Annotated in this window: 8 protein-coding genes, 3 tRNA genes and 2 pseudogenes; 6 read left to right on the plus strand and 7 right to left on the minus strand. The window is 68.0% G+C overall.

From position 1 onward, the window contains the following. Positions 1 to 3: 3 nt before the first annotated feature. Positions 4 to 6,929: pseudogene (locus E0500_RS45290) on the minus strand (DNRLRE domain-containing protein); the annotation flags it as partial. 1,290 nt (positions 6,930 to 8,219) lie between these two features. On the opposite strand from E0500_RS45290, the gene E0500_RS43420 reads away from it, so the two are divergent. Both E0500_RS43420 and E0500_RS00470 read left to right on the plus strand, forming a co-directional pair. Continuing rightward, positions 8,220 to 8,804: a hypothetical protein gene (locus E0500_RS43420; protein ID WP_258572572.1), complete on the plus strand. Its 585-nt coding sequence runs from the start codon at positions 8,220 to 8,222 to the stop codon at positions 8,802 to 8,804. 175 nt (positions 8,805 to 8,979) lie between these two features. Continuing rightward, entirely contained in the window at positions 8,980 to 9,900 is a 921-nt protein-coding gene (locus E0500_RS00470) for a L,D-transpeptidase family protein (RefSeq protein ID WP_258573046.1), read from the plus strand. Positions 9,901 to 11,452: 1,552 nt separating this feature from the next. Here the strand turns inward: E0500_RS00470 and E0500_RS00475 are convergent. From E0500_RS00475 to E0500_RS00485, 3 genes are all read right to left on the minus strand, one after another. Continuing rightward, positions 11,453 to 11,526 (minus strand) — tRNA-Ile (locus E0500_RS00475). 168 nt (positions 11,527 to 11,694) lie between these two features. After that, a tRNA-Asn gene (locus E0500_RS00480) sits at positions 11,695 to 11,767 on the minus strand. Positions 11,768 to 11,772: 5 nt separating this feature from the next. Beyond that, positions 11,773 to 11,845, minus strand: a tRNA-Asn gene (locus E0500_RS00485). Positions 11,846 to 12,022: 177 nt separating this feature from the next. On the opposite strand from E0500_RS00485, the gene E0500_RS00490 reads away from it, so the two are divergent. From E0500_RS00490 to E0500_RS00505, 4 genes are all read left to right on the plus strand, one after another. Then, positions 12,023 to 12,334: a YtxH domain-containing protein gene (locus E0500_RS00490; protein ID WP_131567915.1), complete on the plus strand. Its 312-nt coding sequence runs from the start codon at positions 12,023 to 12,025 to the stop codon at positions 12,332 to 12,334. Positions 12,335 to 12,514: 180 nt separating this feature from the next. Next, a complete protein-coding gene (locus E0500_RS00495) occupies positions 12,515 to 13,969 on the plus strand; it encodes an FGGY family carbohydrate kinase (protein ID WP_131567914.1) in 1,455 nt (484 codons plus the stop codon). Positions 13,970 to 14,196: 227 nt separating this feature from the next. Then, the gene (locus E0500_RS00500) at positions 14,197 to 15,930 is read left to right on the plus strand and encodes an ABC transporter ATP-binding protein (protein WP_131567913.1); all 1,734 of its coding nucleotides are present in this window, start codon (positions 14,197 to 14,199) and stop codon (positions 15,928 to 15,930) included. Then, complete coding sequence (locus E0500_RS00505; RefSeq protein ID WP_131567911.1) at positions 15,930 to 17,855, plus strand: ABC transporter ATP-binding protein; 1,926 nt, start codon at positions 15,930 to 15,932, stop codon at positions 17,853 to 17,855. Before E0500_RS00500 ends, E0500_RS00505 begins: the two co-directional genes overlap by 1 nt. A gap of 242 nt (positions 17,856 to 18,097) precedes the next feature. Here the strand turns inward: E0500_RS00505 and E0500_RS00510 are convergent, their stop codons facing one another. The 3 genes and pseudogenes from E0500_RS00510 to E0500_RS00520 form a co-directional block, all read right to left on the minus strand. Next, on the minus strand, positions 18,098 to 19,303 hold the full coding sequence (locus E0500_RS00510) for an RNA polymerase sigma factor (RefSeq protein ID WP_131572303.1): 1,206 nt from the start codon (positions 19,301 to 19,303) through the stop codon (positions 18,098 to 18,100). Between the two features lie 281 nt (positions 19,304 to 19,584). Next, a pseudogene (gene dnaG / locus E0500_RS00515) lies at positions 19,585 to 21,485 on the minus strand (DNA primase). Positions 21,486 to 21,664: 179 nt separating this feature from the next. Then, positions 21,665 to 22,930: an FAD-dependent oxidoreductase gene (locus E0500_RS00520; RefSeq protein WP_131569822.1), complete on the minus strand. Its 1,266-nt coding sequence runs from the start codon at positions 22,928 to 22,930 to the stop codon at positions 21,665 to 21,667. Positions 22,931 to 22,936: the final 6 nt, after the last annotated feature.

Consider the following 22,936-nt stretch of genomic DNA (forward strand, 5'->3'; position numbering starts at 1 on the left):
TTCATGACCGTCGTACTCGATACGGCTGGTGGGGTTGCCGCCGGTGAAGGCGTACCGGTTGCCGGTGAACGGGTCGGTGCCGAGGTTCATGTCGGCGAGGGCGCCGTTGTACATGTCCCGGCTGGTGAACCGGTTGAGTCCGGGGTTGTAGTCCCGGAAGCCCATGTCGTAGGTGCCGGCGTTGGCGTCCCACCGCTTGGAGTTGTAGCGGTAGGGGTTGTACGCCTCCTTCGTCGGGTCGCCGGCATCGGGCTTGTCGATACCGGTGAACTCGGACTCGTCGTCCGAGCCGTAGGCCGTGTAGCCGTAAGTGGCCTTGGAGTTGCCGTCCTTGTCGGTCAAGGCTTCGACATCGGTGTGCGAGTTGTAGCCGTAGTAGCTGTCCTCGCTGGTGCCGTCGGTCTTGTGCGTGACCTGGGACAGCCGCTCGCCCCACGGGCTGTACTGGTACGACTTGGTGAGCTCGCCGGCGACCTCCTCACCCAGTACCTCGGTCGACAGGCCGAGGTAGCTGAAGTCGGTCGTTTTGCCGTCGGCCGTCTTGGACGCCGTGCGGTCCAGTGGGTCGAAGGTGTACTTCGTCGACTTCAGCACGCCGGCGTCGTCCATCTTCTGGGACTCGACGACATGGTCGAAGCCGTCGTATACCGAGCGTTCGATGACCTTGCCGCCGCCGGTGACGGACTCCTGACGACCGAATGGGTCGTAGTTGTAGGTGGCCGTCGCGCCGCCCACCGTCGCCGAGAGCAGCCGGTTGCGGTCGTAGGTGTACGTCGTGGACGTGCCCTTGACCGTCTGGCTGATGACGTTGGCGTTGTCGTCGTGGACGTATGTCTCGGTGCCCGCGCTGGTGCCGGTCTTGACCGACTTGGCGAGCCGGTTCGCGGGGTCGTAGGTGTAGTCCGTGGTCGACTCGAGGTAAGCCGCGTTGTTGTCGGCGTTCATCTTCTTCGCGACGTCCTGCGCCTTGTTCCCATTGGGGTCGTAGGCGTAGGTGTGCGAGGAGACGAGGGTGCCGTTCGGCTTCTTCTCCGTGGTCGTCTTGACTGCACCGTTGAGGTAGTAGGTGTAGTCGACCGTGTTCTTGTTGTTCTTGGTTTCCTGGAGCTTCAGGCCCCGGTCGGTGTACGTGTAGGACGTCACCTTCGGCGAGGCGTCTGTCGGGCTCTTGCCGACCGAGACCGTCTTGACCAGATCACGCAGGTCGTAGGTGTACTTGGAGTACTGGTCGGGGTGGGTGATCGTCTCCGGCTTGCCATTGGCGTCGTACACGTACGACGTGGCCTTCTTCTCCTGGCCGGCGAGCGCCTCGGTCACCTTCTGGACCTGGTTGAGGCCCGTGTAGGCGATCGTGTAGGCGTCGATCTTCGCACCGGAGGAGGTGTCGTCGATCGAGGTCAGGTTGCCGTTGACGTCGTAGGCGTAGGCGAAGGACTTCTTCTCGCTGTCGGTCTCACCCGAGGTGTCGCGTACCAGCTTGACCGCGTCCGCGACGACGGTCCCGCCGGCGTTCTGCTCCAGCTTCAGCTGGGCGTCGTTGCCCTGCTTGAGGCTGTAGGAGCCGAGCGACACCCAGGTGCCGGTGGACGCGTTCTGGTCCTTGGTCACTGCCGGGTGGGTGGTCGTGCCCTGGGACAGGGTGTACTTCGCCGTCGTCGCGGCGCCGGTCACCTTCGGGAACTTCACATACGCGGTGTAGGTGCCGTCCTCGGGGATGTTCAGCGTCCACGTGTAGGCGTCGGTGCCCGTGCCGGCCGCATGCGTGTGGTGGTCGTAGCCCTGCTGCCCGGCGATATCACCCTTCGCCCACGTACCCGTGGAAGAGGTGTGCTGGGTGTCGGAGTTGTCCACCAGGACCACCGACTTCCCCACCGGAACGCCGTCGTCCGCCTTGGACTTCAGCTTGCCGTCGGGGTAGTACGACCACGTCATGGTGCGGTCCGAGGAGCCGCCCGCAGAGGTGAGTGTGCGGGCCTTCTGCTGGCCCAGCTCGGTGTAGTCGAAGGTGGTGGTGATGTCCCACGGATCGGTGGAATTCTTCGTCCAGCCGTTGTCGAAGTACTCGAAGACCGTGTCGTTGCGGACCGTCTGGCCCTCCGACGGCGGCAGCGAGCTCTTCATCACCCGGCCCACCGCGTCATACACCGTCTGCGTGTAGACGTTCGGGCTGTTGTAGCGGCCGTCGGCCGGGTCGTACGGCTGGAACTGCTTGACCGGACGGTTCAGCGCGTCGTACTCGGTGCGCTGGGTGAAGTCGTCCGCGGCGGCCGTGGCCGTACCCCGAGGGGTGATCACCTTGGTGGTGTTGCCGACCTGGTCGTACTCGAACCGGGTCGTGCGGAACATGGCGCCCTCGTAAGGGACCCGAACCTCCTTCTGCTTACCGCGCTCGTCGTAGTCGACGTACGTGATGTTGCCTTCGGCGTCCTTGGTCTGGATGACCAGGGAGTCTTTGTCGTAGGTGGTTGAGGTGGACTTGCCCGCCGCGTCCGTGACCGTGGTGACCCTGTGGTTCAGGTCGTAGGCGGTCTTGGTCAGGTAGTCCGACGCGTCCGCCGTTGCGTTTTTCTTCGGGTCGACGATCTGGGTGACGTTGCCGACGCTGTCGTACGAGTAGGAGATCTTGTTCTGCGCGGAGTTCACCACGGAGACCAGCTGATAGATCTCGTCGTACGCGTTGGTGATGACGTGGTCGTTCGGATCCGAGGCCGTCAGCACGCCCTTCGGCTCGGTCGTCGTCCGGAGGTTGCCGACCTTGTCGTAGGTGTAGGTCGTCTTCCGCTCGTCCGACGTGCCCGTGTCCTTCGGCGCGCTATCCGAGGTGATCTGGTCCGCTGCGTCGTACACCGCTGTGGACACCGCACCATTGGGTGCAGTCGCCGTGGTGACGTTGTCGTTCGCGTCGTACTCCGGCGCCGGCATCGTGATCAGGACGCCCGCCGCCTGGTCCTTAGGCACCGTCTTCACCAGCGGACGGCCGAACGTGTCGTATGCCTGTGTGGTCTTCTTGCCCAGCGCGTCCGTGACCTCGGTGACCTGGCCCCGCTCGTCGTACTCGTACGTCGTCGAGTTGGTCTTGGCGTCCGTGATCTTGTTCGGGTAGCCGGTCGGCCCGAAGTCGCTGTTGGGCGTCGGGTTGCCGTTGGCGTCGGTCGACTTGGTGAGCTGGCCGTAGGAGTTGTACTCGTACGACGTGGTGTAGTCACTCGCTGTCGGGGTGGCCACGCCCTTCGGGTCCGTGACCGTCTTCAGGTTGCCGAAGGTGTCGTAGCCGAACTGCCAGGCACGGCCCTCCGGAGAGGTCTTGCGGAACAGGTCGGCCGAGAAGCCGTCGGCGCGGGTCTGGTACTCGTACTTCTGCGCGTTGGCAGGGTACGTGCCCGGTGCGCAGTCGGACTGCGGCGGGACTCCGGACTTGTTGTTCTCCGCGTCGCGCTGCCAGAGCGGGTAGCCGGTCTTCTGGTCGTAGCAGTACGCGGTCTTGGCGCCGTTATTCTCCTCCATGTACGTGACGTTGTTGTCGGCGTCCCAGCTCATCTTGGTGGTCTGGGACTTGGCGTTGGTTGTCTGGGCCGGGCGGCCGAAGTCGTCGGTGACGTACTTCGTGGCGTGGGACTCGGCATCGGTGACGGTGGGTCGGTGAACTTCGTGTTCGTGGCGTTCACTGCGTACGCGAAGTCTGTGGTGCCGTTCAGACGGTCGGTGATCGTCTTCGTCCACCAGTGGTACTTCGGGTCGTCGCCCGACTTGGGCTCGTTGTACGCCAGGCTCGTGCCCTTACCGCGTGGGTCGGTGGCCTTGACGAGCTTGACGTTCTTGTTGCCCTGGGTGGCGTCGTAGGTGAACTTGAAGACCTTCGGCTGGGACGAGCCGTCGCCGTCGGTGAACTGACCGAGCAGGCCCTTCGTCGTGTAGAAGAAGGAGATCTTGCGGCCCGAGATGTCCGTCATGGACTTCACGTGGTCGTAGATCTTGGAGTTGGTCAGGTTGCTGCCGGTGACCTTGTTGCCCGTGTCGTCGATGTAGTCGTACGACGCGTCGCCCTTGCCGTAGTAGTCCACCGTCAGCGACTGGCGGCCTGCCGGGTCGGTGATGTACTTGAGGAACTTGGTCGGCTTGTTGTTGGACTTGCGTTCCTCGTACGTGTACGTCTGCGTGTTGCCGTTCTTGTCGACGATGGACGTGAGGTAGCCGTCGCAGCCGAAGAAGAAGCGGGTGCCGTCCGGGCGCAGCAGGGTCCAGGCGTCCGGGATCGGGTCCTTGTCCGGGGTGCAGTCCAGGCCCGTCTTCGCGGTCAGCTTGTAGTGGACACCTGCGGGGGCTTTCCAGACGCTGTTGGTGGCGTCCCAGCGGAAGACGTGGGTGGTGCCGTCTCCGTCCGGGAGGCGGATCTCGGTGGGGTTCGGTTTGGGGTGGAACTCCAGTGGCGCGCCGAGCCGGATGGGTCCGGCCAGTTGTGCCGACCAGCCCGCGCCGGAGACGGTGTCGGAGGTGTCGAGGGAGTTGTAGGCAAACCGGGCGAACGTGGTCAGGCCGCGGCCGGGGTTGGTGAACGCGTTGTAGGACCACACGGTGTTGCCGGAGGCGAGGTTGTTCATCACCGTGGAGCCGGCGCCGGTGTTCTTGCCCGTGTAGGAGTAGAACTTCTCCAGGCCGAGGGTGTTGGAGGTGGAGTCCTCGACCGCGACGTTCTGCTTGAGCGACGGGATGGCGCCGGTTCCGGCGGACAGCCAGCTGCCGTCCGAGACCTTCTTGATGTCCCAGCCGAGCACGTAGTCGGTGCGTTTGTTGCCGTTGTCGGAGTTGATCGGCGTCTTGACCTGAGCCTTGATCGTCGCCGACTGGCCCGGCGGGAGCGCGGGTATGGCGGTGGAGAGCTGGTTGCCGCCCGTGGTCACGTCCGTGCCGTCGGGGAGCTTCCACGTGTAGGACAGGACCCGCTCACCCGCCGCCCAGGCCGAGCTGGTGGTGTTGGTGACGGTGAAGTCCACCGTGTAGGTGGAGTTCGGGGTCATGCGGGCCGGGGTCTGCGGCGCGTAGTACGTGTCCTCGGTGGTGGAGTCGACGTAGATGACGCGCAGCAGCGGGCCGATCTGCCAGTCGGAGGTCTCCGAGGCGAGGAAGACGGTCTGTTCCTGCGGGCCGGTCGCCGACTCGTCCTTCAGCCTGATCATGGCCCCCTTGTTGGTGGAGGGGGTCCGAGTCCAGCCCTGGGTGAGGGAGGTGGCGTCCCACGAGCGGCGGCCGACCTCGGAGACCTGGGCGACCGTGCTGGAGACGGTGGCCGAGTAGTCACCGCCCGCAGTCGTCCACGGCGTCGACGTGTCAGCGTTGTTCCAGGTGGCGGTGGTCTCGCCGAAGTCCCGGTTCAGGCCGCGGAGTTCGTAGATCGCCCCGTTGGTCTTGGTGGTGGTCTCCGCGCCCCACATGAACAGGCGGGACTCCAGCACCGTGGCGGTGGTGGGGATCGCTCCGGTGGGGAACTTCATCACCGCGCGGGTCTTCTCGCTGGCGGAGGTGGGGGTGTTGTTGCCCACGCTCAGCCACTTCTGGGGCTGGGTGTCCTTGGTAATGGTGTCCAGGTTCGTGGTGGGCTGTGCGGAGGACAGCGTGGTGTCGGTTACCCCCGCGCTGGTGCCCTGGAGTAGCCGCATGGTGCGCCCGGCCTTGGGCACGCCGACGATGCGGGTCGGTGAGCCCAGCAGCTGGCCGTCCTTCGTCTTCACCGCGAGCTGGTAGTAGTACGACCGCCCGATCTCCTGCGAGGAGGAATCCGGGGTGGGGGTGGCGGTGGTGTCCGTGTACGTGGTGGCCGACTTGCCGATCGGGGCCACGAGCGTCGCTGCGGACGGGGTGAACGCCTGCTGCGTGGAGCGGTGCAGCTGGTACTCGGCGATGTCCAGGTTCGCATCGCCGGTCGTGTTGGAGTACGCCTTCCACGACAGCTCCGGACCCGTACCGTGCACCACGGTCGGGGAGTCCAGCGCGGTGCCGACCTTGCCGTACGTCACCGTCAGCCGGGGGATCGTCGACGTCTCGCCGCCGTAGTCGCCGTCACCCGCCTCGTAGCGAGGACCGCCGATGGGGTTCTTCGTCTCGTCGGTGGACTTCAGCACGAAGCCGTAGTTGGTCTCGGTGCCGTCCACCCACTTCTGCACCGTGTCGCCGACCGGGAAACTGTGCCACCGGTTGTAATGCCCGGCCGACTTGGTGATCTTCGCCGGGTCGACCAGCCGCACCGCGTCCGCGATCAGCGCCTGGCTGGAAGGCACCGCGGTGTCCTTGAGCTCGATCTTGTAGGCGCCGCCCTTGTTGAAGCTCAGCTCGTTGCTGTCGCCGCCCAGCGCGGTCCACACCCCGCCGGAGCCGGCGGTCTGGTTGACGGTGTAGGTGCTGGTGGCGCCACCGGCCGAGGTCACCGTGTAGGGGGCGGCGGTGGCGCGGTTGGCGCCCTGCACATAGTGCGCCTCCGCCCGGTAGGTGGCCGTCTCCGGCACCCGGAGCGGCCAGGTGAAGGAGTCACCGGTGACCGAGTCGAGGTTGTAGCGGAAGAGGCCTCCGACCGCAGTGGTCGATGTGCCCGACACCGGCCACGTCCCGACCGCCGCGCTGCCCGCGTCCTGGTCGTCGACCTGCACTGTCGTCGAGGCCTGCTCACCCACCAGACCGCTGGTCTTCTCCCAGGTCGCCGACGCCTCGTCCCAGGGACCGGTGGCCCGATAGGCGCCGATCTGCGTGTTCGTGTCGGTGGCGCTGTGCGCCTGGTCGAAGTACATCTCCAGACGCGCCGAGTCGATCTTCGTGCCCGAAGGGATCTCGTCCAGCGGGAACTTGATCAGCGAGCGGGCGTTCGCCGTGTCCGAGGTGCGGCCCGCCGACAGCTTCCAGGTGGTGTTGAAGTTGGTCGTCGGCTGGTCGGACAGGACCATGACATCCTGGGACTGCGACGGAGACGGCGCGATCGTGATCGTCGGGTCGATCACCACCGGGTACTGCCGCTCCTTCGCGGCCAGCCACTTCGCGTCCGGCGTGACCGTCAGCCTCCAGGACGTGCCGTCCTTGGTGAGCTTCTGGGTGACCTTGGTGCTGTACGTCTGGCCGAAGACGGATGTGTCCGCCTTCTTCGCGTCCGTCATGTACGGGGCCGGGATCACCATCACCGGTGTGTTCGGCAACTCCCCGTACAGCGCGACCGAACCATCCTTGCGCGCCTTCGGCACCAGCCCGTCGGTGTCCAGCGTGAAGCTGAACTTCAGCGGGCCCTCGGGGCGCTCGGCCAGGACGATGTTCTCCTTCACCCGGCCCGGTCCGACCTCGTACTCCAGGTCCGCGCCGCCCACCGCGTCCTTGTAGGTGACCGTGGAACCCTTCGCCACCGGCTTCAAGGAGCGCCCGGAGTCCTGAAGGCCGAGGGTGACCGAGCGTCCGTCCGGCGACCGGAAACGCACCAGCCGGCCCGCGTCCGAACCGAACCAGCTCTGGCCCGTGTTCGTCGTATTGGCGAATTCGAAGCCTTTCGCCTCCGACGCGCGCACCGTCGCGTCGATCGGCTTCCAGCCCGCCTTCTTGCCCGCACCGGAACGGTACGACGTCGGCTCCGCCGACAACTCCGCCTGAACCCGCCCATCCGACATCTGCCAGAACCGGGAGTTCGCCGTGCGTTTACCTGTCAGTTCCCGAACGCGCTTCGCTTTCGGGTCGTTCTTGGGCCAGGAAACCTTCTCCCGGTCGGCTATGCCCAACTCGTCGTGGGAGGGGGGCTTGCCCAATTCCTTGCTATCATCGCCGTCATCCGCGAACCAGCCCTTGATGGTGTCGACGATTCCCTTTCCGTCACCATCAGAAGCGGGCGCCGCGTACGCGACCTGGGGCAACGCGGTACTCGTCACCGCGGATACCACCAGGCACGCGATAAGCCTGCCCAATCTGGGTTTCACGCCAAACCTTTCCTCGTGCGTCGCGTCCGAAACATGCCACCCAAGCCCGCCACGAGTGGTGACGGGCCCTCATGCGCAGCGGCGCCGGATTTCCAGTTACCTCGATGACGCGATGTCAAGCCGCCGGACATTGGCGGCACTTGAACCTCTTCATGGACACTTGAGGAAGAACGAATGCTCGGAATGTCTGCTATTTCCGCTCGCTGGACAGTCCTTCTCGGTGCCGTGTATAAACGCCCGGCTCACGCAACAGCGAAATGCCATGTGCGAGGGGATAAAACAATGGGCATCACGCCCCCGAAATCCACGACGGACCAGCCGACTTCCGAGGAGATACGCGAGGGATCATCCGGCGAAATTCCCGAGACCGGATCCGGGATCGCCGCGGCTGCGGACGGGGTCGGCTTCACGTCAGGGAGCAGCACCGAGTCGGAATCCGCCGACCGGCACTCCCGGCGCGCCGCACTGGCCGTGGGCGGTGCGGTACTGGCCGCCTGCGCCGGACTGGTCCTCTACGGCCTGCTCGACACCGGCGACAGCGACAGCAAGGCACAGCAGAGTGCCCCCGCCGCCCCGGTGACCTACGAAGTGACCGGCGAGGGCACCGCCGACATCACCTACCAGGCCCGCAACACCTCAGGAAAAGCAACCGTGGTCAAGGCAGCCACCTTGCCGTGGCGCACCACCGTGGACGTGCCGCTCGGCCAGGACCCGACCGTCGGCATCGTGCTCGGTGAGCAGGGCGGGCAGGCCCGATGCACCCTCGCCATCCGCGGACACCACGTCCAAAGCGCCTCCGCCACCGGCCCGTTCGGCCGCGCCACCTGTGCCGGCCACCTACCCCACCCGGACGCGCCCAAGAGCTGACCGTCTGCGACGCCGACGCCGACGCCAGCGCCGATCGGCCCCCGGCCCAGGCCGGACACCGCGGCCAAGAGAGCCGGCGTAAGCGCGTCGCATCGCTGTCGCCGTCTTCTCCTGTTCCTGTCTCCGCCTCTCCACCCACCCTTGTTTTCTCAGTTAGGGAACCATCGTGCAGTTCTTGTCCCGGCAGATTCTCGCCGCCACCACCGTCCTGGGTGCTCTGGCGGTGACATCCGCCTGCGGCGGTGACGCCAGCCCTTCGGCCGCGTCCTCGGATGCGGCGGATGCCTCGCAGCCCTCGAAGCCGGACGCCACCGGGTCCTCCGCCGCCGCGTCCCCGAGTGCCTCCACCTCCGCATCCGCCAGCCCGTCCGCGTCGGCGTCCGTCTCGGCTTCGGCCAAGGCATCCGCCGCCGCATCCTCTGCCGCCCAGAACCCCGGCGGCTCGGCCAGCGGTGCGGGCGCAGGCTCCGGCGGTGACGCAGCGGCCCCGGCATCCGCCGCTCCCAACTTCCCCGTACCGGTCCAGGTGGGCAACGCAACCCAGGTGATCACCGTCAAGGCCAGCGGTTCCTACGCCACTGTCACCGCCTGGGCCAAGACGTCCGCAGGGTGGAAGGCACAGTTCAGCACCAGCGCGGCCCGCGTCGGGTCCAACGGCGTCACCGACGGAGCCACCCGCCGGCAAAGCACCTACACCACCCCCACCGGCACCTACACCATCACCGAGGGCTTCGGCGTCCAAGCCTCCGGGACCGCCATGCCCTACCACGTCGTCACCGACCGCGACTGGTGGGTGCAAGACCCTGAGTCGAAGTACTACAACTCCATGCACAGCGAACAGGGCGCCGACTTCCCCCTCACCGAATCCGGCGACCGAGGCAGCGAACACCTCATCAACTACGCCACCCAGTACGCCAAAGCACTCGTCATCAACTTCAACCGCTGGCCCGCCACACCCGGCCGCGGCGCAGGCATCTTCCTCCACGTCAACGGCAACGGCGCCACAGCCGGCTGCGTCTCCGTCCCCCGCGCCACCATGGACCAGATCATGGGCTGGATCACCCCCGCCGCCCATCCCCGCATAGCCATCGGCTGACCGACAGATCAGCAGCGCAATCCGACGGCCCAGGGAAGACGCCCTCGGCATGCCCAAAGGCTGCCAGAAGACCGCCCCCGCCGTCGTCTACCCCGAACCCATGACAGCCGAGGCCATGGGCCTGGGAGCAGCGCCAGCAGCATCCCGGCGCCCACGCGCACGGGCGATGGCCGCCCACCAGTCCGAGAGCGCGGGTACTCGCGGTGGCCTGCGACGCAGGTCTCCACGGCACTGCCGAGGCCCTGCCACAAATGAAACCGATCGGCGACCTGGAGAGCGTCAGGGGCGCCGAGCCGGGCCTCCCTCGGCGTAGGCGCCTGCCCGGTCCCGGCAAATGATCTCCACGCCGGGATGCGCGGTGAGCCACGCGGCGAGCGGTCCCGCTTCACGTCCGTGCAGGACGTCGATCGGACGATGGCGTTCGCCGTCCGTGATCACGGTGGAACACTGCGGTCACCCTCGAACTCAGAGGTGGACACGTCGTACCGGTCCCATGCGCCGCAGGACCCCGGCGAGCGCGGTCATGCGAGGCTCGATCGAGGGGGCGTCGGGGATCGCCGCCTCTTCCAGAAGCTGATTCAGGCAGTTGTATCCGCTGATCAGCCATCTCGACTCCACGCAACCCGGTACAGGCCCGAGTCTCTGACGAACCTGGGGCGGCTCAGCATCGCTGGGCCGTTTCCAGTACGGGCAGTTTCGCCCTCGCTGCGCTGACTGGCGCCAGCAGACCTACGCCCCTGGGGGGCGCACCGGTCACTTCCGAAACCTTAAATCCTGCCAGCGTCCGGAACAGAAGGCATGGGACCCGCCCGTTCGAAAGCTGAAGCAACTGGGGGGATCAGGGCGTGGGGTGAGATGAGGGCACTCAGTCCTCGGCGCGGAGGGCGTCGATGCTGCCGCGCCGGGTGCGGGCACAGATCCCCACGGTCTCCTCGGCCCCTTCGGGCCGGTGGCCTTCTCCAGTAGGTTGCGCGCGACCGTAGCCAAAGGTTCGCCTCCGCTTGCGCGGAGAGCACACCCGTCCGCCGTTCCCCGGCGCCAGCACCCCCTGCTCTCCGCGCGAGCGGAGGTGAACCGTAACCGAGGAGCTGGACGAGACCCGTCTTCGACCGCCCCGGCGTCCTGACCACATGAACCACGGCGCACGGCATGAGAGGACCGGGTGACCGCTCGGGGCCGTTTCCTCTTGGGGCAGTTCCTGGCACCCACCGGCCGTCACCACGACGCACATTCTCGCGTGCCGCGAACCCAGACGACCGCCACGTCGAACGCGTCGACCCACGTGGGGCCGGAGCGCAGACCCGCCGACAGCCCTGTTCTCGTTACCGGCGGCCTCAGCATGGCCTCAATTCGTGGCACTACCGCTGCACGGCCCAGCAGAACAGGTCTCGCCGACTACGCGCATGCCCGTATTTATGCAGGTCAGGCGACTACCACTTGACGCAGACCACCCCGGCGCCAAACTCACAAGCAGCGGATTCAGTCCGTTCAGGCAAAGTTAACTCTCCGACGGCCAAAAAGAACGTTTCCGCAGGTCAGAGGCCTGCGGAAGTGGGGCGGGTGGGACTCGAACCCACGGCCGACGGATTATGAGTCCGCTGCTCTAACCGGCTGAGCTACCGCCCCAGTACGGCGCGTCGCGCACATTTGTGCGCGCCGTCTGCCGCAGCATAGCCGCTCATACGATCTCCTGCTTCGGATGGTCGACTTCGCCTGCCCTCAAGGACCCCACCAGCGGCTCCGTGGTTCCGGCGGACATGAAAAAGGACCCCGACGGGGTCCTCGTTCAGGCTGCTCCCCCGACTGGACTCGAACCAGTAACCTGCCGGTTAACAGCCGGCTGCTCTGCCAATTGAGCTACGGAGGACCGAGCTCCCCCGACTGGACTCGAACCAGTAACCTGCCGGTTAACAGCCGGCTGCTCTGCCAATTGAGCTACGGAGGAATGCCTCGTTGCATCGAACGTACCTCCCTGGGTATTCGCCAGGGGGCGCCCGCTCGCTGCGACACATACATTAGCGCAAGCAGGGGGGTGCTTCGCCAATCAGTACCCCGTGGCAGGACACGAGCAGGACACGGGCAGAAACAAGGACCGACGCAGACGTCAGGGAAGGTGGCCGCCATGCGCTATCGGCTCACGTTCGTCGCCGGGCTCGCTCTGGGCTACGTGCTGGGCACGCGGGCCGGGCGCGAGCGCTACGAGCAGCTGAAGAACTCCGCCCGGCAGGTCGCCGAGAACCCCGCGGTACGCAACACCGCCGAGTCGGCCGCCCAGCAGGGGCGCGCGTTCGCGGGCAAGGCGTACCACGTGGTGAGCGAAAAGGTCGGGGACCACATGCACATGCCCGACTCGGTCGCCGCGCGGGTCCGGTCGCTGCGCGAACGGAACACGAACGGCAGCGGTACGGACGACTGGGGGACCAGTAACACCTAGGGACTTCTGTTGGATCTCCGCGGCGCATCGGCACGCGGTATCCAGTGATGCCATGGACTCCAGTGGCGCGGAGAGACTCCCGGCCGCACCGCCGGGGTTCTTCGGCCGCGCTGTCGCGCACCGGATGCGCTCCGTCCCGCGCGACAGTCACACCTACTTCCGTACGGCAGAATTTCCGCCATGGGGATAGTCGCCGGGTTGGACAGTTCGCCCGATTTCACTCGTATCGTCGTCTGTGACTCGGATTCCGGTGCCGTGCTCAGGCAGGGGTATGCCCCGCACCCGCTGGAGAAGACGGAGAGCGGCGGCCGTCCCTCCGATGTCGACCCGCAGGCGTGGCTGCTTTCCCTCGGCGAGGCGGCCGGCGGCGGGCTGCTGGAGGGTGTGGAGGCGATCGGTGTCTCCACGCAGCAGAACGCGCTGATCGCCCTGGACGCGCAGGGCAACACCGTGCGGCCGGCGATGGTCGGTGGTGACAAGCGGACGCAGGTCGCCGCCGCCGATCTGATCGACGCGCTCGGCGGACGGCAGGCCTGGGCGGAGGCCGTCGGGTGCGTACCGCAGGCCGCGCAGCCGGTGACCAAGCTGCGCTGGCTCGCCCGGACCGACCCCGACGCCGCGCTGCGCACGGCCGTACTGATGCAGGCGCACGACTGGCTCGTGTGGCAGTTGCTCGGGCGGCCGGTGCGGAGGACGACTGATCGGGGCGGGGCTTCCGGTACCGGCTACTGGTCGGCGGCCACGGGCTCGTACCGCACCGACTTCGTCGAACTCGCGCTCGGGCACCAGGCCATGTTGCCGGAGGTGCTCGGGCCGTCCGACGCGGCGGGGACGACGCCGGAGGGGCTCCTCATCTCCGCCGGGACCGGCGAGACCATGGCCGCCGCCTTCGGGCTGGGGATCGGGCTCGGTGACGCGGTCGTGTCGCTGGGCGCGTCGGGGTCCGTGATGGCGGTGCACCCGGAGGCCCTCGTCGACTCCAGCGGGATGATCACGTCCCTGGCCGACGCGACCGGCATGCACCTGCCGGTGGTGACGACGCTGAACGCCGTACGGACCCTGCGCGGTACCGCCGAGATGCTGGGCGTGCCCGATCTGGAGGGGCTGTCCGACCTGGCGATGAAGTCGACGCCGGGGTCGCACGGGCTGGTGATGCTGCCGTATCTGGAGGGCGAGCGGACGCCGAACCTGCCCCACACCGCCGGGACCCTGACCGGGCTGCGGCGGGAGGCGATGAAGCCCGAGCATCTGGCGCGGGCCGCGTTCGAGGGCATGCTGTGCGGGCTCGCGGACGCGCTGGACGTGCTGCGTGGCCGCGGGGTCGACGTACGGCGGATCTTCCTGCTGGGCGCGGCGGCGGAGCTGCCGGCCGTGCAGGCCGCGGCGCCCGCGCTGTTCGGGGTGCAGGTCGTCGTGCCGCAGCCCGGCGACTACGCGGCGATCGGCGCGGCCAGGCAGGCGGCATGGGCGCTCGGTGTGTCCCAGGGCACCCTCGACCCGCGCAACCCGCCGCCCTGGCAGGGCGCGCCCGCCCAGTACCTGGATCCGGGCGAGGAGTTGGCCGTGGGGCAGGCGGTGCGGCAGCAGTACGTGTCCGTGCGGGAACAGACACATCCCGGGGCATTCCGGGTGTAAAACGACTGCATCCGTGGGTTGTCCAGGGGGCATCCGGGGGTCATCCGGGGGTCATCCGGGCGTAGATCCGAATCTTCCCGGCATTCACCCCGGCCGTGTACATCTCCAGACCCGCACCGGGTCGGACCATGAACCTCTCTTGGGTTAATTGGTTGGGGTAACACCGGTGGAGTGTCCGACGATGGTGGGTGATGCACCCATCCCCGTCACAGACCGAGAGACCTCGCGTGCTCATACGACTTCTACGGACCCACCTCAGGCCGTACTCGAAACCCATCGCTCTACTGGTGCTGCTGCAGTTCGTGCAGACCTGCGCCACCCTCTACCTGCCCACGCTCAACGCGGACATCATCGACGACGGCGTCGTGAAGGGGGACTCGGGCTACATCCTGTCCTTCGGCGCGCTGATGATCGGGGTGTCGCTGGCGCAGGTCGTCTGCAACATCGGGGCCGTGTACTACGGCGCCCGTACGGCTTCGGCGCTCGGCCGGGACATCCGGGCCGCCGTCTTCGACCGGGTGCAGTCGTTCTCGGCGCGTGAGGTCGGCCACTTCGGTGCGCCCACCCTGATCACGCGGACGACGAACGACGTGCAGCAGGTGCAGATGCTCGCCCTGATGACGTTCACGCTGATGGTGTCGGCCCCGATCATGTGCGTCGGCGGCATCGTCATGGCGCTCGGCCTGGATGTGCCGCTGTCGGGCGTGCTGCTGGCCGTCGTGCCGGTGCTCGGTATCTCCGTCAGCCTCATCGTGCGCCGTCTGCGCCCCCTGTTCCGCACCATGCAGGAGCGGCTCGACACCGTTAATCGGGTGCTGCGCGAGCAGATCACCGGCAACCGCGTCATCCGTGCCTTCGTACGGGACGACTACGAGAAGGACCGCTTCCGGGGCGCGAACGCCGAGCTCACGGAGGTGTCGCTCGGCACCGGGCGGATGCTCGCCCTGATGTTCCCGATCGTCATGACGGTGGTGAACCTGTCGTCGATCGCGGTGCTCTGGTTCGGCGCGCACCGCATCGACAGCGGCGGGATGGAGATCGGCGCGCTGACCGCCTTCCTCGCCTACCTCATGCAGATCGTCATGTCCGTGATGATGGCCACCTTCATGTTCATGATGGTGCCGCGCGCGGAGGTCTGCGCCGAGCGCATCCAGGACGTCCTCGACATGGAGAGCAGTGTCGTACCGCCCTCCGCGCCCGTACTGGAGCTGCGGCGGCACGGGACGCTGGAGATCCGGGGCGGCGGCTTCCGCTACCCCGGTGCCGAGGAGCCGGTACTCAAGTCCGTCGATCTGGTGGCGCGGCCGGGCGAGATCACCGCGGTCATCGGGTCCACGGGCAGCGGCAAGTCGACGCTGCTCGGGCTGGTACCCCGTCTGTTCGACGCCACCGAGGGTGAAGTCCTCGTGGACGGCGTGGACGTGCGGACCCTCGATCCGAAGCTGCTGGCGCGGACGGTCGGGCTGGTGCCGCAGAAGCCGTACCTCTTCGCGGGCACCGTGGCCACCAACCTCCGGTACGGCAACCCGGACGCGACCGACGAGGAGCTGTGGCACGCGCTGGAGGTGGCACAGGCCAAGGAGTTCGTCGAGGGGCTGGAGAACGGGCTGGACTCCCCCATCGCCCAGGGCGGCACGAACGTGTCGGGCGGTCAGCGGCAGCGGCTCGCCATCGCCCGGACGCTGGTGCAGCGTCCGGAGATCTATCTGTTCGACGACTCCTTCTCCGCGCTCGACTACGCCACCGACGCGGCCCTGCGGTCGGCGCTGGCCCGTGAGACCGCCGAGGCGACCGTCGTGATCGTCGCCCAGCGCGTGTCGACCATCCGGGACGCCGACCGGATCGTGGTCCTCGACGAGGGCCTCGTCGTCGGCACGGGCCGCCATCACGAACTGATGGCCGGCAACGAGACCTACCGGGAGATCGTCCTCTCCCAGCTCACGGAAGCGGAGGCTGCCTGATGGCCGGGCCGATGGGACGGATGATGGCGGGCGGTCCCGACCAGAACTCCATGGACTTCAAGGCGTCCGGGAAACGGCTGCTCGCCCAGTTCAAGCCCGAGAAGTCCACGATGTACGCGATGCTCGCGTGCGGTGTGCTCAGCGTCGGGCTGTCGGTGCTGGGCCCGTGGATCCTCGGCAAGGCGACGGACCTGGTGTTCGCGGGGGTCATCGGCCGGGAGATGCCCGAGGGCGCCACGAAGGACGAGGTGCTCGCGGCCATGCGGGAGCGTGGGGACGGCGGTGTCGCCGACATGCTCCAGGGCACGGACTTCACTCCCGGTGAGGGCATCGACTTCGCCGCCGTCGGGAACGTCCTGCTGGTCGCGCTCGCCGTCTTCGTGGTGGCCGGTCTGCTGATGGCGGTGTCGACCCGGCTCTCCAACCGGGCGATCAACCACACGGTGGGCCGTATGCGCGAGGAGCTGCAGGCGAAGCTGTCGCGGCTGCCGCTGTCCTACTTCGACCAGCGGCAGCGTGGTGAGGTGCTCAGCCGCGCCACCAACGACATCGACAACATCGGTCAGACCCTGCAGCAGTCGCTGGGCCAGCTCGTCAACTCACTCCTCACGATCGTGGGCGTGCTGGTGATGATGTTCTGGGTGTCACCGCTGCTGGCGCTGGTAGCGCTGGTGACCGTACCTCTGTCGTTCTACGTGGCCACGCGGGTCGGCAAGCGGTCGCAGCCGCACTTCGTGCAGCAGTGGCGGACGACCGGGAAGCTCAACGCGCACATCGAGGAGATGTACACCGGGCACACGCTGGTGAAGGTGTTCGGCCGGCAGGAGGAGTCGGCGAAGCAGTTCGCTGAAGAGAACGAGCGGCTGTACGAGGCCGGGTTCAAGGCGCAGTTCAACAGCGGGGTCATGCAGCCGCTGATGTTCTTCGTGTCGAACCTCAACTACGTGCTGGTGGCGGTCGTCGGTGGGCTGCGGGTCGCCTCGGGCACGCTGTCGATCGGTGACGTGCAGGCCTTCATCCAGTACTCACGGCAGTTCTCGATGCCGCTGACGCAGGTGGCGTCGATGGCGAACCTGGTGCAGTCCGGGGTCGCGTCGGCCGAGCGCGTGTTCGAGCTGCTGGACGCGGAGGAGCAGGACGCCGATCCGCTGCCGGGGATGCGGCCGGAGGAGCTGCGGGGACGGGTGGCGCTGGAGGGGGTCTCCTTCCGGTACGACCCGGAGAAGCCACTCATCGAGGACCTGTCGCTGAAGGTGGAGCCCGGGCACACGGTGGCGATCGTGGGCCCGACGGGTGCCGGCAAGACGACTCTGGTCAACCTGCTGATGCGGTTCTACGAGGTCACGGGTGGGCGCATCACACTGGACGGCGTGGACATCGCCACGATGTCCCGTGACGAACTGCGGGCCGGGATCGGGATGGTGCTCCAGGACACGTGGCTGTTCGGCGGCACGATCGCGGAGAACATCGCGTACGGGGCCTCGCGGGAGGTCACGCGAGGGGAGATCGAGGAGGCGGCGCGGGCCGCGCACGCGGACCGGTTCATCCGTACGTTGCCCGAGGGGTACGACACGGTGATCGACGACGAGGGGGCCGGGGTGAGTGCGGGTGAGAAGCAGCTCATCACGATCGCTCGGGCGTTCCTGTCCGATCCTGTGATCCTTGTGCTGGACGAGGCGACGAGTTCGGTCGACACACGTACGGAGGTGCTGATCCAGAAGGCGATGGCGAAACTCGCCCATGGGCGTACGTCGTTCGTGATCGCGCATCGTCTGTCGACCATCCGTGACGCCGACACCATCCTTGTCATGGAGAACGGTTCGATCGTCGAACAGGGCGATCATGAGGAGCTGTTGACGGCGGGGGGAGCGTACGCCCGCCTGTACAAGGCCCAGTTCGCGGAGGCGGTGGCGGAGGTGGACTGAGGGGTTGGGGGCGGAGCCCCTGGGGGCGTGGGGGCGTGAGGGCGTGAGGGTTTTCGCCCCCGCCGCCCCTACCCGTCCCGTCCTCAGGGGCTCCGCCCCTTCAACCCCGTTCCGGGGGCCGGCCCCCGGACCCCCGCTCCTCAAACGCCGGAGGGGCTGGGTATTCGAGGGTCTGGGGGCGGCAGCCCCCAGGGAAGGGACGGGAATGGGTAGGGGCGGCGGGGGCGAGGAACAACCCCCGGTCAGTCCAGGTAGCCCCGTAGTTGGTCTGCGAAGGCATGGTCCCTCAGTTTGTTGAGGGTTTTGGATTCGATCTGGCGGATGCGTTCCCTCGTGACGCCGAAGATGCGGCCTATCTCCTCCAGCGTGCGCGGCCGGCCGTCGGCCAACCCGTAGCGGAGTTGGACGACCTTGCGTTCGCGTTCGCCCAGCGTCGAGAGGACCGCTTCCAGGTGTTCCCGCAGGAGCAGGAAGGCCGCGGACTCCACCGGGCTCGCCGCGTCGCCGTCCTCGATGAGGTCGCCCAGGGCCACGTCGTCCTCCTCGCCCACGGGGGCGTGGAGGGACACGGGTTCCTGGGCGAGGCGGAGGACCTCGCTGACGCGCTCGCTGGTCAGGTCGAGGTGGACGGCGACCTCTTCGGGCGCGGGTTCGTAGCCGCGCTCCTGGAGCATGCGGCGCTGGACGCGGACCACCCGGTTGATCAGTTCCACCACGTGTACCGGGACCCGGATCGTACGAGCCTGATCCGCCAGGGCCCGGGACATGGCCTGGCGGATCCACCACGTGGCGTACGTCGAGAACTTGTAGCCCCTGGCGTAGTCGAACTTCTCGACGGCCCTGATCAGGCCCAGGTTTCCCTCCTGCACCAGGTCCAGCATCGTCAGCCCGCGCCCGACGTAACGCTTCGCCACCGACACGACCAGCCGGAGGTTCGCCTCGATCAGCCGCCGCTTGGCCATCCGGCCCATCACGACCAACCTGTCGAGGTCCAGGGCCAGTTGGGTGTCCAGGTCGGGGGTGCTGCCGAGCTTCTCCTCGGCGAACAGGCCGGCCTCGACGCGCCGGGCCAGCTCGACCTCCTCGGCGGCCGTGAGCAGCGGTATGCGGCCGATCTCACGCAGGTACTGACGGAACAGGTCCGAGGAGGGCCCGGTGGTGTCGGTGCGAACGCGCGGCAGCTCCACGGGTTCCAGGGGCCCCACGGGCTCCACGGACTCCACGGGTTCCACCGGCTCCACCGGCTCCACGGCCGCCACCGGTACCGCCGTGAGGACGGCGGTCTCCGCTTCGGGCTCCGTACCGTCCGTACTGTCCGTACTGTTCTCGTTCTGTGTGAGGGTCTGGGTCTGCACGGGGGCGACCTCCAGGAATGTCGCTGCTGGAACGTGCGGCAGCGGTACGTCGGGGATGGCGACGGCCTCACCCGCCGTCCGCCCCTTAGTCATTGAGCGGAACCGCGGGGGATCTCGGACCCACGGGGGCGGGTCGGCCGCGCTCCGAGGACTCAGGCACCGGAACCCAGTGTGGAGTACGACACATCGCCGCCACGAGGGGCGTGCGGTGACTTTTTGCGTCCGGTCCGTGACCGCCCGGTTACCCTGATGTACGAGTGCGCCGCTGAGCGGGCGTGAAGCAGCGTGAAGGGCGTGCGGAATCGGCCTGTGCGCGCGGGGGCCGCACGGCCGTCATGCGGTTCCGCTCAACGACCAACTCAATGGCTCATACGTCAGAGCGCCTCCGCGCCCCGCGCCCGCAGCGCCTGGTCGTACTGCTGGAGGACCCACAACTCGTTCTGCACGGAGGCGAACCGGGCCGGGTCGGCGTGCTGGCCGAGGCGGGTCAGGGCGCCCTGAACGTCATGGACGCGGCGCTCCACGGCGCGCCTGCGGACGGTGACCAGCTGCTCGCCCGCGTACACCTCGTCGACCGTCTTGCGCATGATGGCCTCGACCGCGAGCTCGGTCACCATGGCCCGCACCGTGTCGTCCGGTGCGACCTCGCGGACCTGGACCAGGTACTCCTGCGGGTCCTGCGTGCCGAAGTCGGCGCCGCCCGCGTCCATGATGGCCTGGCGCACGGCGGCGTACGGTGCGGCGGTGAACTCGTCGACCCCGTACGCGTCGAACGCCGGGGAGACCAGCTCCGGGCGCTGGAGGGCGAGTTTGAGCAGTTCGCGTTCGGTGGCGTAGACGGGGTTGCGGAGGGTGAGCGCGGGGCCGCTCGTGGTGGGGCGGGGGCGGCCTCGTACTGCTGGGGCGTGCGGGAGCCCGGCGCGGGCGGTCTGCCGCCCCGCTCGCGGGCCCAACGCGCCAGCTGGGCCACCCGCTTGACCACGAACTGTGTGTCGAGGATGCCGAGCATGCCCGCGAGCTGCACCGCGACCTCGTGCTGGGCACCGCTGTTCTTGATCCGGGCGACGATCGGTGCCGCCTCGTCGAGGGCCCCGGCGCGTCCCGCCGGGGTTTCCAGGTCGTAGCGCGCCACGATCTGGCGCAGCGCGAACTCGAAGAGCGGGGTGCGCGGTTCGGCCAGCTCCGCGACCGCCACGTCACCCTTCTCCAGTCGCAGCTCGCACGGGTCCATGCCGTCCGGTGCGATGGCGATGTACGTCTCGGCGGCGAACTTCTGGTCGTCCTCGAAGGCGCGCAGGGCCGCCTTCTGGCCGGCCGCGTCGCCGTCGAAGGTGAAGATCACGCGGGCGCTGCCGTTGTCCATCAGCAGACGGCGGAGGATCTTGATGTGTTCGCCGCCGAAGGCCGTGCCGCAGGTCGCTATGGCGGTCGTGACGCCCGCGAGGTGGCAGGCCATGACGTCCGTGTAGCCCTCGACGACGACCGCCCGGCTGGTCTTGGCGATCTCCTTCTTGGCGAGGTCGATGCCGTAGAGGACCTGGGACTTCTTGTAGATGGCCGTCTCGGGGGTGTTCAGGTACTTGGGGCCGTTGTCCGCCTCGTACAGCTTGCGGGCGCCGAAGCCGACGACCTCGCCGCCGATGTCGCGGATGGGCCACATCAGGCGGCCGCGGAAGCGGTCGATGGGGCCGCGGCGGCCCTCCTGCGACAGCCCGGAGAGCAGCAGCTCCTTGTCGGTGAACCCCTTGCCGCGGAGGTAGCGGGTGAGGTGGTCCCAGCCCTGGGGGCTGTAGCCGACGCCGAAGTGGACGGCGGCGGCCTGGTCGAAGCCGCGCTCGGCGAGGAAGATCCGGCCGGTGTCGGCCTCGGGGCTCGTGGCGAGCTGCTCGGCGTACCACTCGGCGGCGATCTTGTGCGCCTCGACCAGCCGGATGCGCTCGCCGCGCTGGTGGGACGGGTTGTACCCGCCCTCCTCGTACCGCAGCGTGATGCCGGCCTGTGCGGCGAGGCGCTCGACCGCCTCGGAGAAGGAGAGGTGGTCGACCTTCATCACGAACGTGATGGTGTCGCCGCCCTCCTGGCAGCCGAAGCAGTGGAAGAGCCCCTTGCTCGGGCTGACCTGGAAGGACGGCGACTTCTCGTCGTGGAAGGGGCACAGGCCCTTGAGGTTTCCCCCGCCCGCTCCCCGCAGCTGGAGATACTCGGACACCACGGCGTCGATCGGAACCGCGTCCCGAACCGCCTTCACGTCCTCGTCGTTGATCCGTCCTGCCACGGGGTGATTCTACGGGGGAGCGCAGACACATCCGGGGCACAGGAGGACCGCTTCGGGGGCACAGGAGGACCCCTTCGGCGGCGCTGGGCTGACGGCGAGGACACGGCGGAGCCAGGGCCTGTCCGGCGGACTCCAGGGCCCTGTCCGGCGCCCTCCAGGCCTGTCCGGCGGATCAGGCCCTAGGCGACCAGGCTCTCCAACGACACGTGCGGGTCCGCCAACGCCTCCGTGTCCACCGGCGTCCGGGACCGGATCAGGCGCTGAATCGGCTCAGTGACATCCCACACATTCACGTTCATCCCTGCGAGCACCCTGCCTTCCCGCACCCAGAACGCGATGAACTCCCGCTTCCCCACGTCCCCGCGGATCACCACCTCGTCGTACGACCCGGGCGGCGCCCACCCGGAGTACTCCATCCCCAGGTCGTACTGGTCGGTGAAGAAGTAGGGCACGCGATCGTAGGTGACGTCCTGGTCCAGCATCGCCCGCGCGGCGGCGGGGCCGCCGTTGAGCGCGTTCGCCCAGTGCTCCACCCGCAGCCGGGTGTCGAACAGGGCGAGGGGGAAGGAGGCCACGTCCCCGGCGGCGTAGACATGGGGATCGGACGTGCGCAGCCGCTCGTCCACCACGATGCCTCCGCCGTGCGCGCGATCGGCCAGCTCCAGCCCCGCGGCCTCCGCGAGAGCGACTCGCGGGGCGGCGCCGATCGCGGCGAGCACGTCATGCGCCGGATGCTCCTCCCCCGTGTCCGTACGCGCGGCCAGCACCATGCCGTCCTGGCCCACGATCTCGGTGAGCCGCGCGCCGAAGTGGAAGCGCACGCCGTGCTCGCGGTGCAGCTCGGCGAAGAGACCCCCGACCTCGGGGCCGAGTACGGCGTACAGCGGGGTGGCCTCCGGTTCGACGACCGTGACCTCCGCGCCGTACTCGCGGGCGGCCGCCGCGACCTCCAGGCCGATCCAGCCGGCGCCCGCGATCACGAGGTGGCCGTTGTCGCGGCCGAGCGCCTGGAGTACGCCCTTGAGGCGGTCGGCGTGGGCGAGGCGGCGCAGGTGGTGGACGCCGGCCAGGTCCGTGCCGGGGATGTCGAGGCGGCGCGGCTCGGCGCCGGTCGCGAGGAGCAGCCTGTCGTAGTGGACGAGGGTGCCGTCGTCACCGAAGCGGACGGTGCGCGCGGCGCGGTCGATGGCGTCGACGGTCTGGCCGAGGTGCAACTCGATGTCGTTCCGCGCGTACCAGGAGGGCTCGTGGACGAAGACGCTGTCGCGCTCGTCCTTGCCCAGCAGATAGCCCTTGGAGAGAGGAGGGCGCTCGTACGGGTGATCGCGTTCGTCGCAGATCAGTATCACGCGGCCGGTGAAGCCCTCCGCCCGGAGCGTCTCGGCCGCCTTGGCGCCGGCCAGTCCTCCTCCGACGATGACGAATGTCTGATCCGCGTCGACCACTTGCTA

Origin of the sequence: Streptomyces sp. KM273126, from assembly GCF_004337435.2 — a bacterium.
Lineage (GTDB): Bacteria > Actinomycetota > Actinomycetes > Streptomycetales > Streptomycetaceae > Streptomyces > Streptomyces acidicola.

Coding starts and splice junctions, on each gene's coding strand:
- E0500_RS43420 (WP_258572572.1), top strand. CDS start 8,220: ATGGGCATCACGCCCCCGAAATCCACGACGGACCAGCCGACTTCCGAG.
- E0500_RS00490 (WP_131567915.1), top strand. CDS start 12,023: ATGCGCTATCGGCTCACGTTCGTCGCCGGGCTCGCTCTGGGCTACGTG.
- E0500_RS00495 (WP_131567914.1), top strand. CDS start 12,515: ATGGGGATAGTCGCCGGGTTGGACAGTTCGCCCGATTTCACTCGTATC.
- E0500_RS00505 (WP_131567911.1), top strand. CDS start 15,930: ATGGCCGGGCCGATGGGACGGATGATGGCGGGCGGTCCCGACCAGAAC.
- E0500_RS00510 (WP_131572303.1), bottom strand. CDS start 19,303: ATGACTAAGGGGCGGACGGCGGGTGAGGCCGTCGCCATCCCCGACGTA.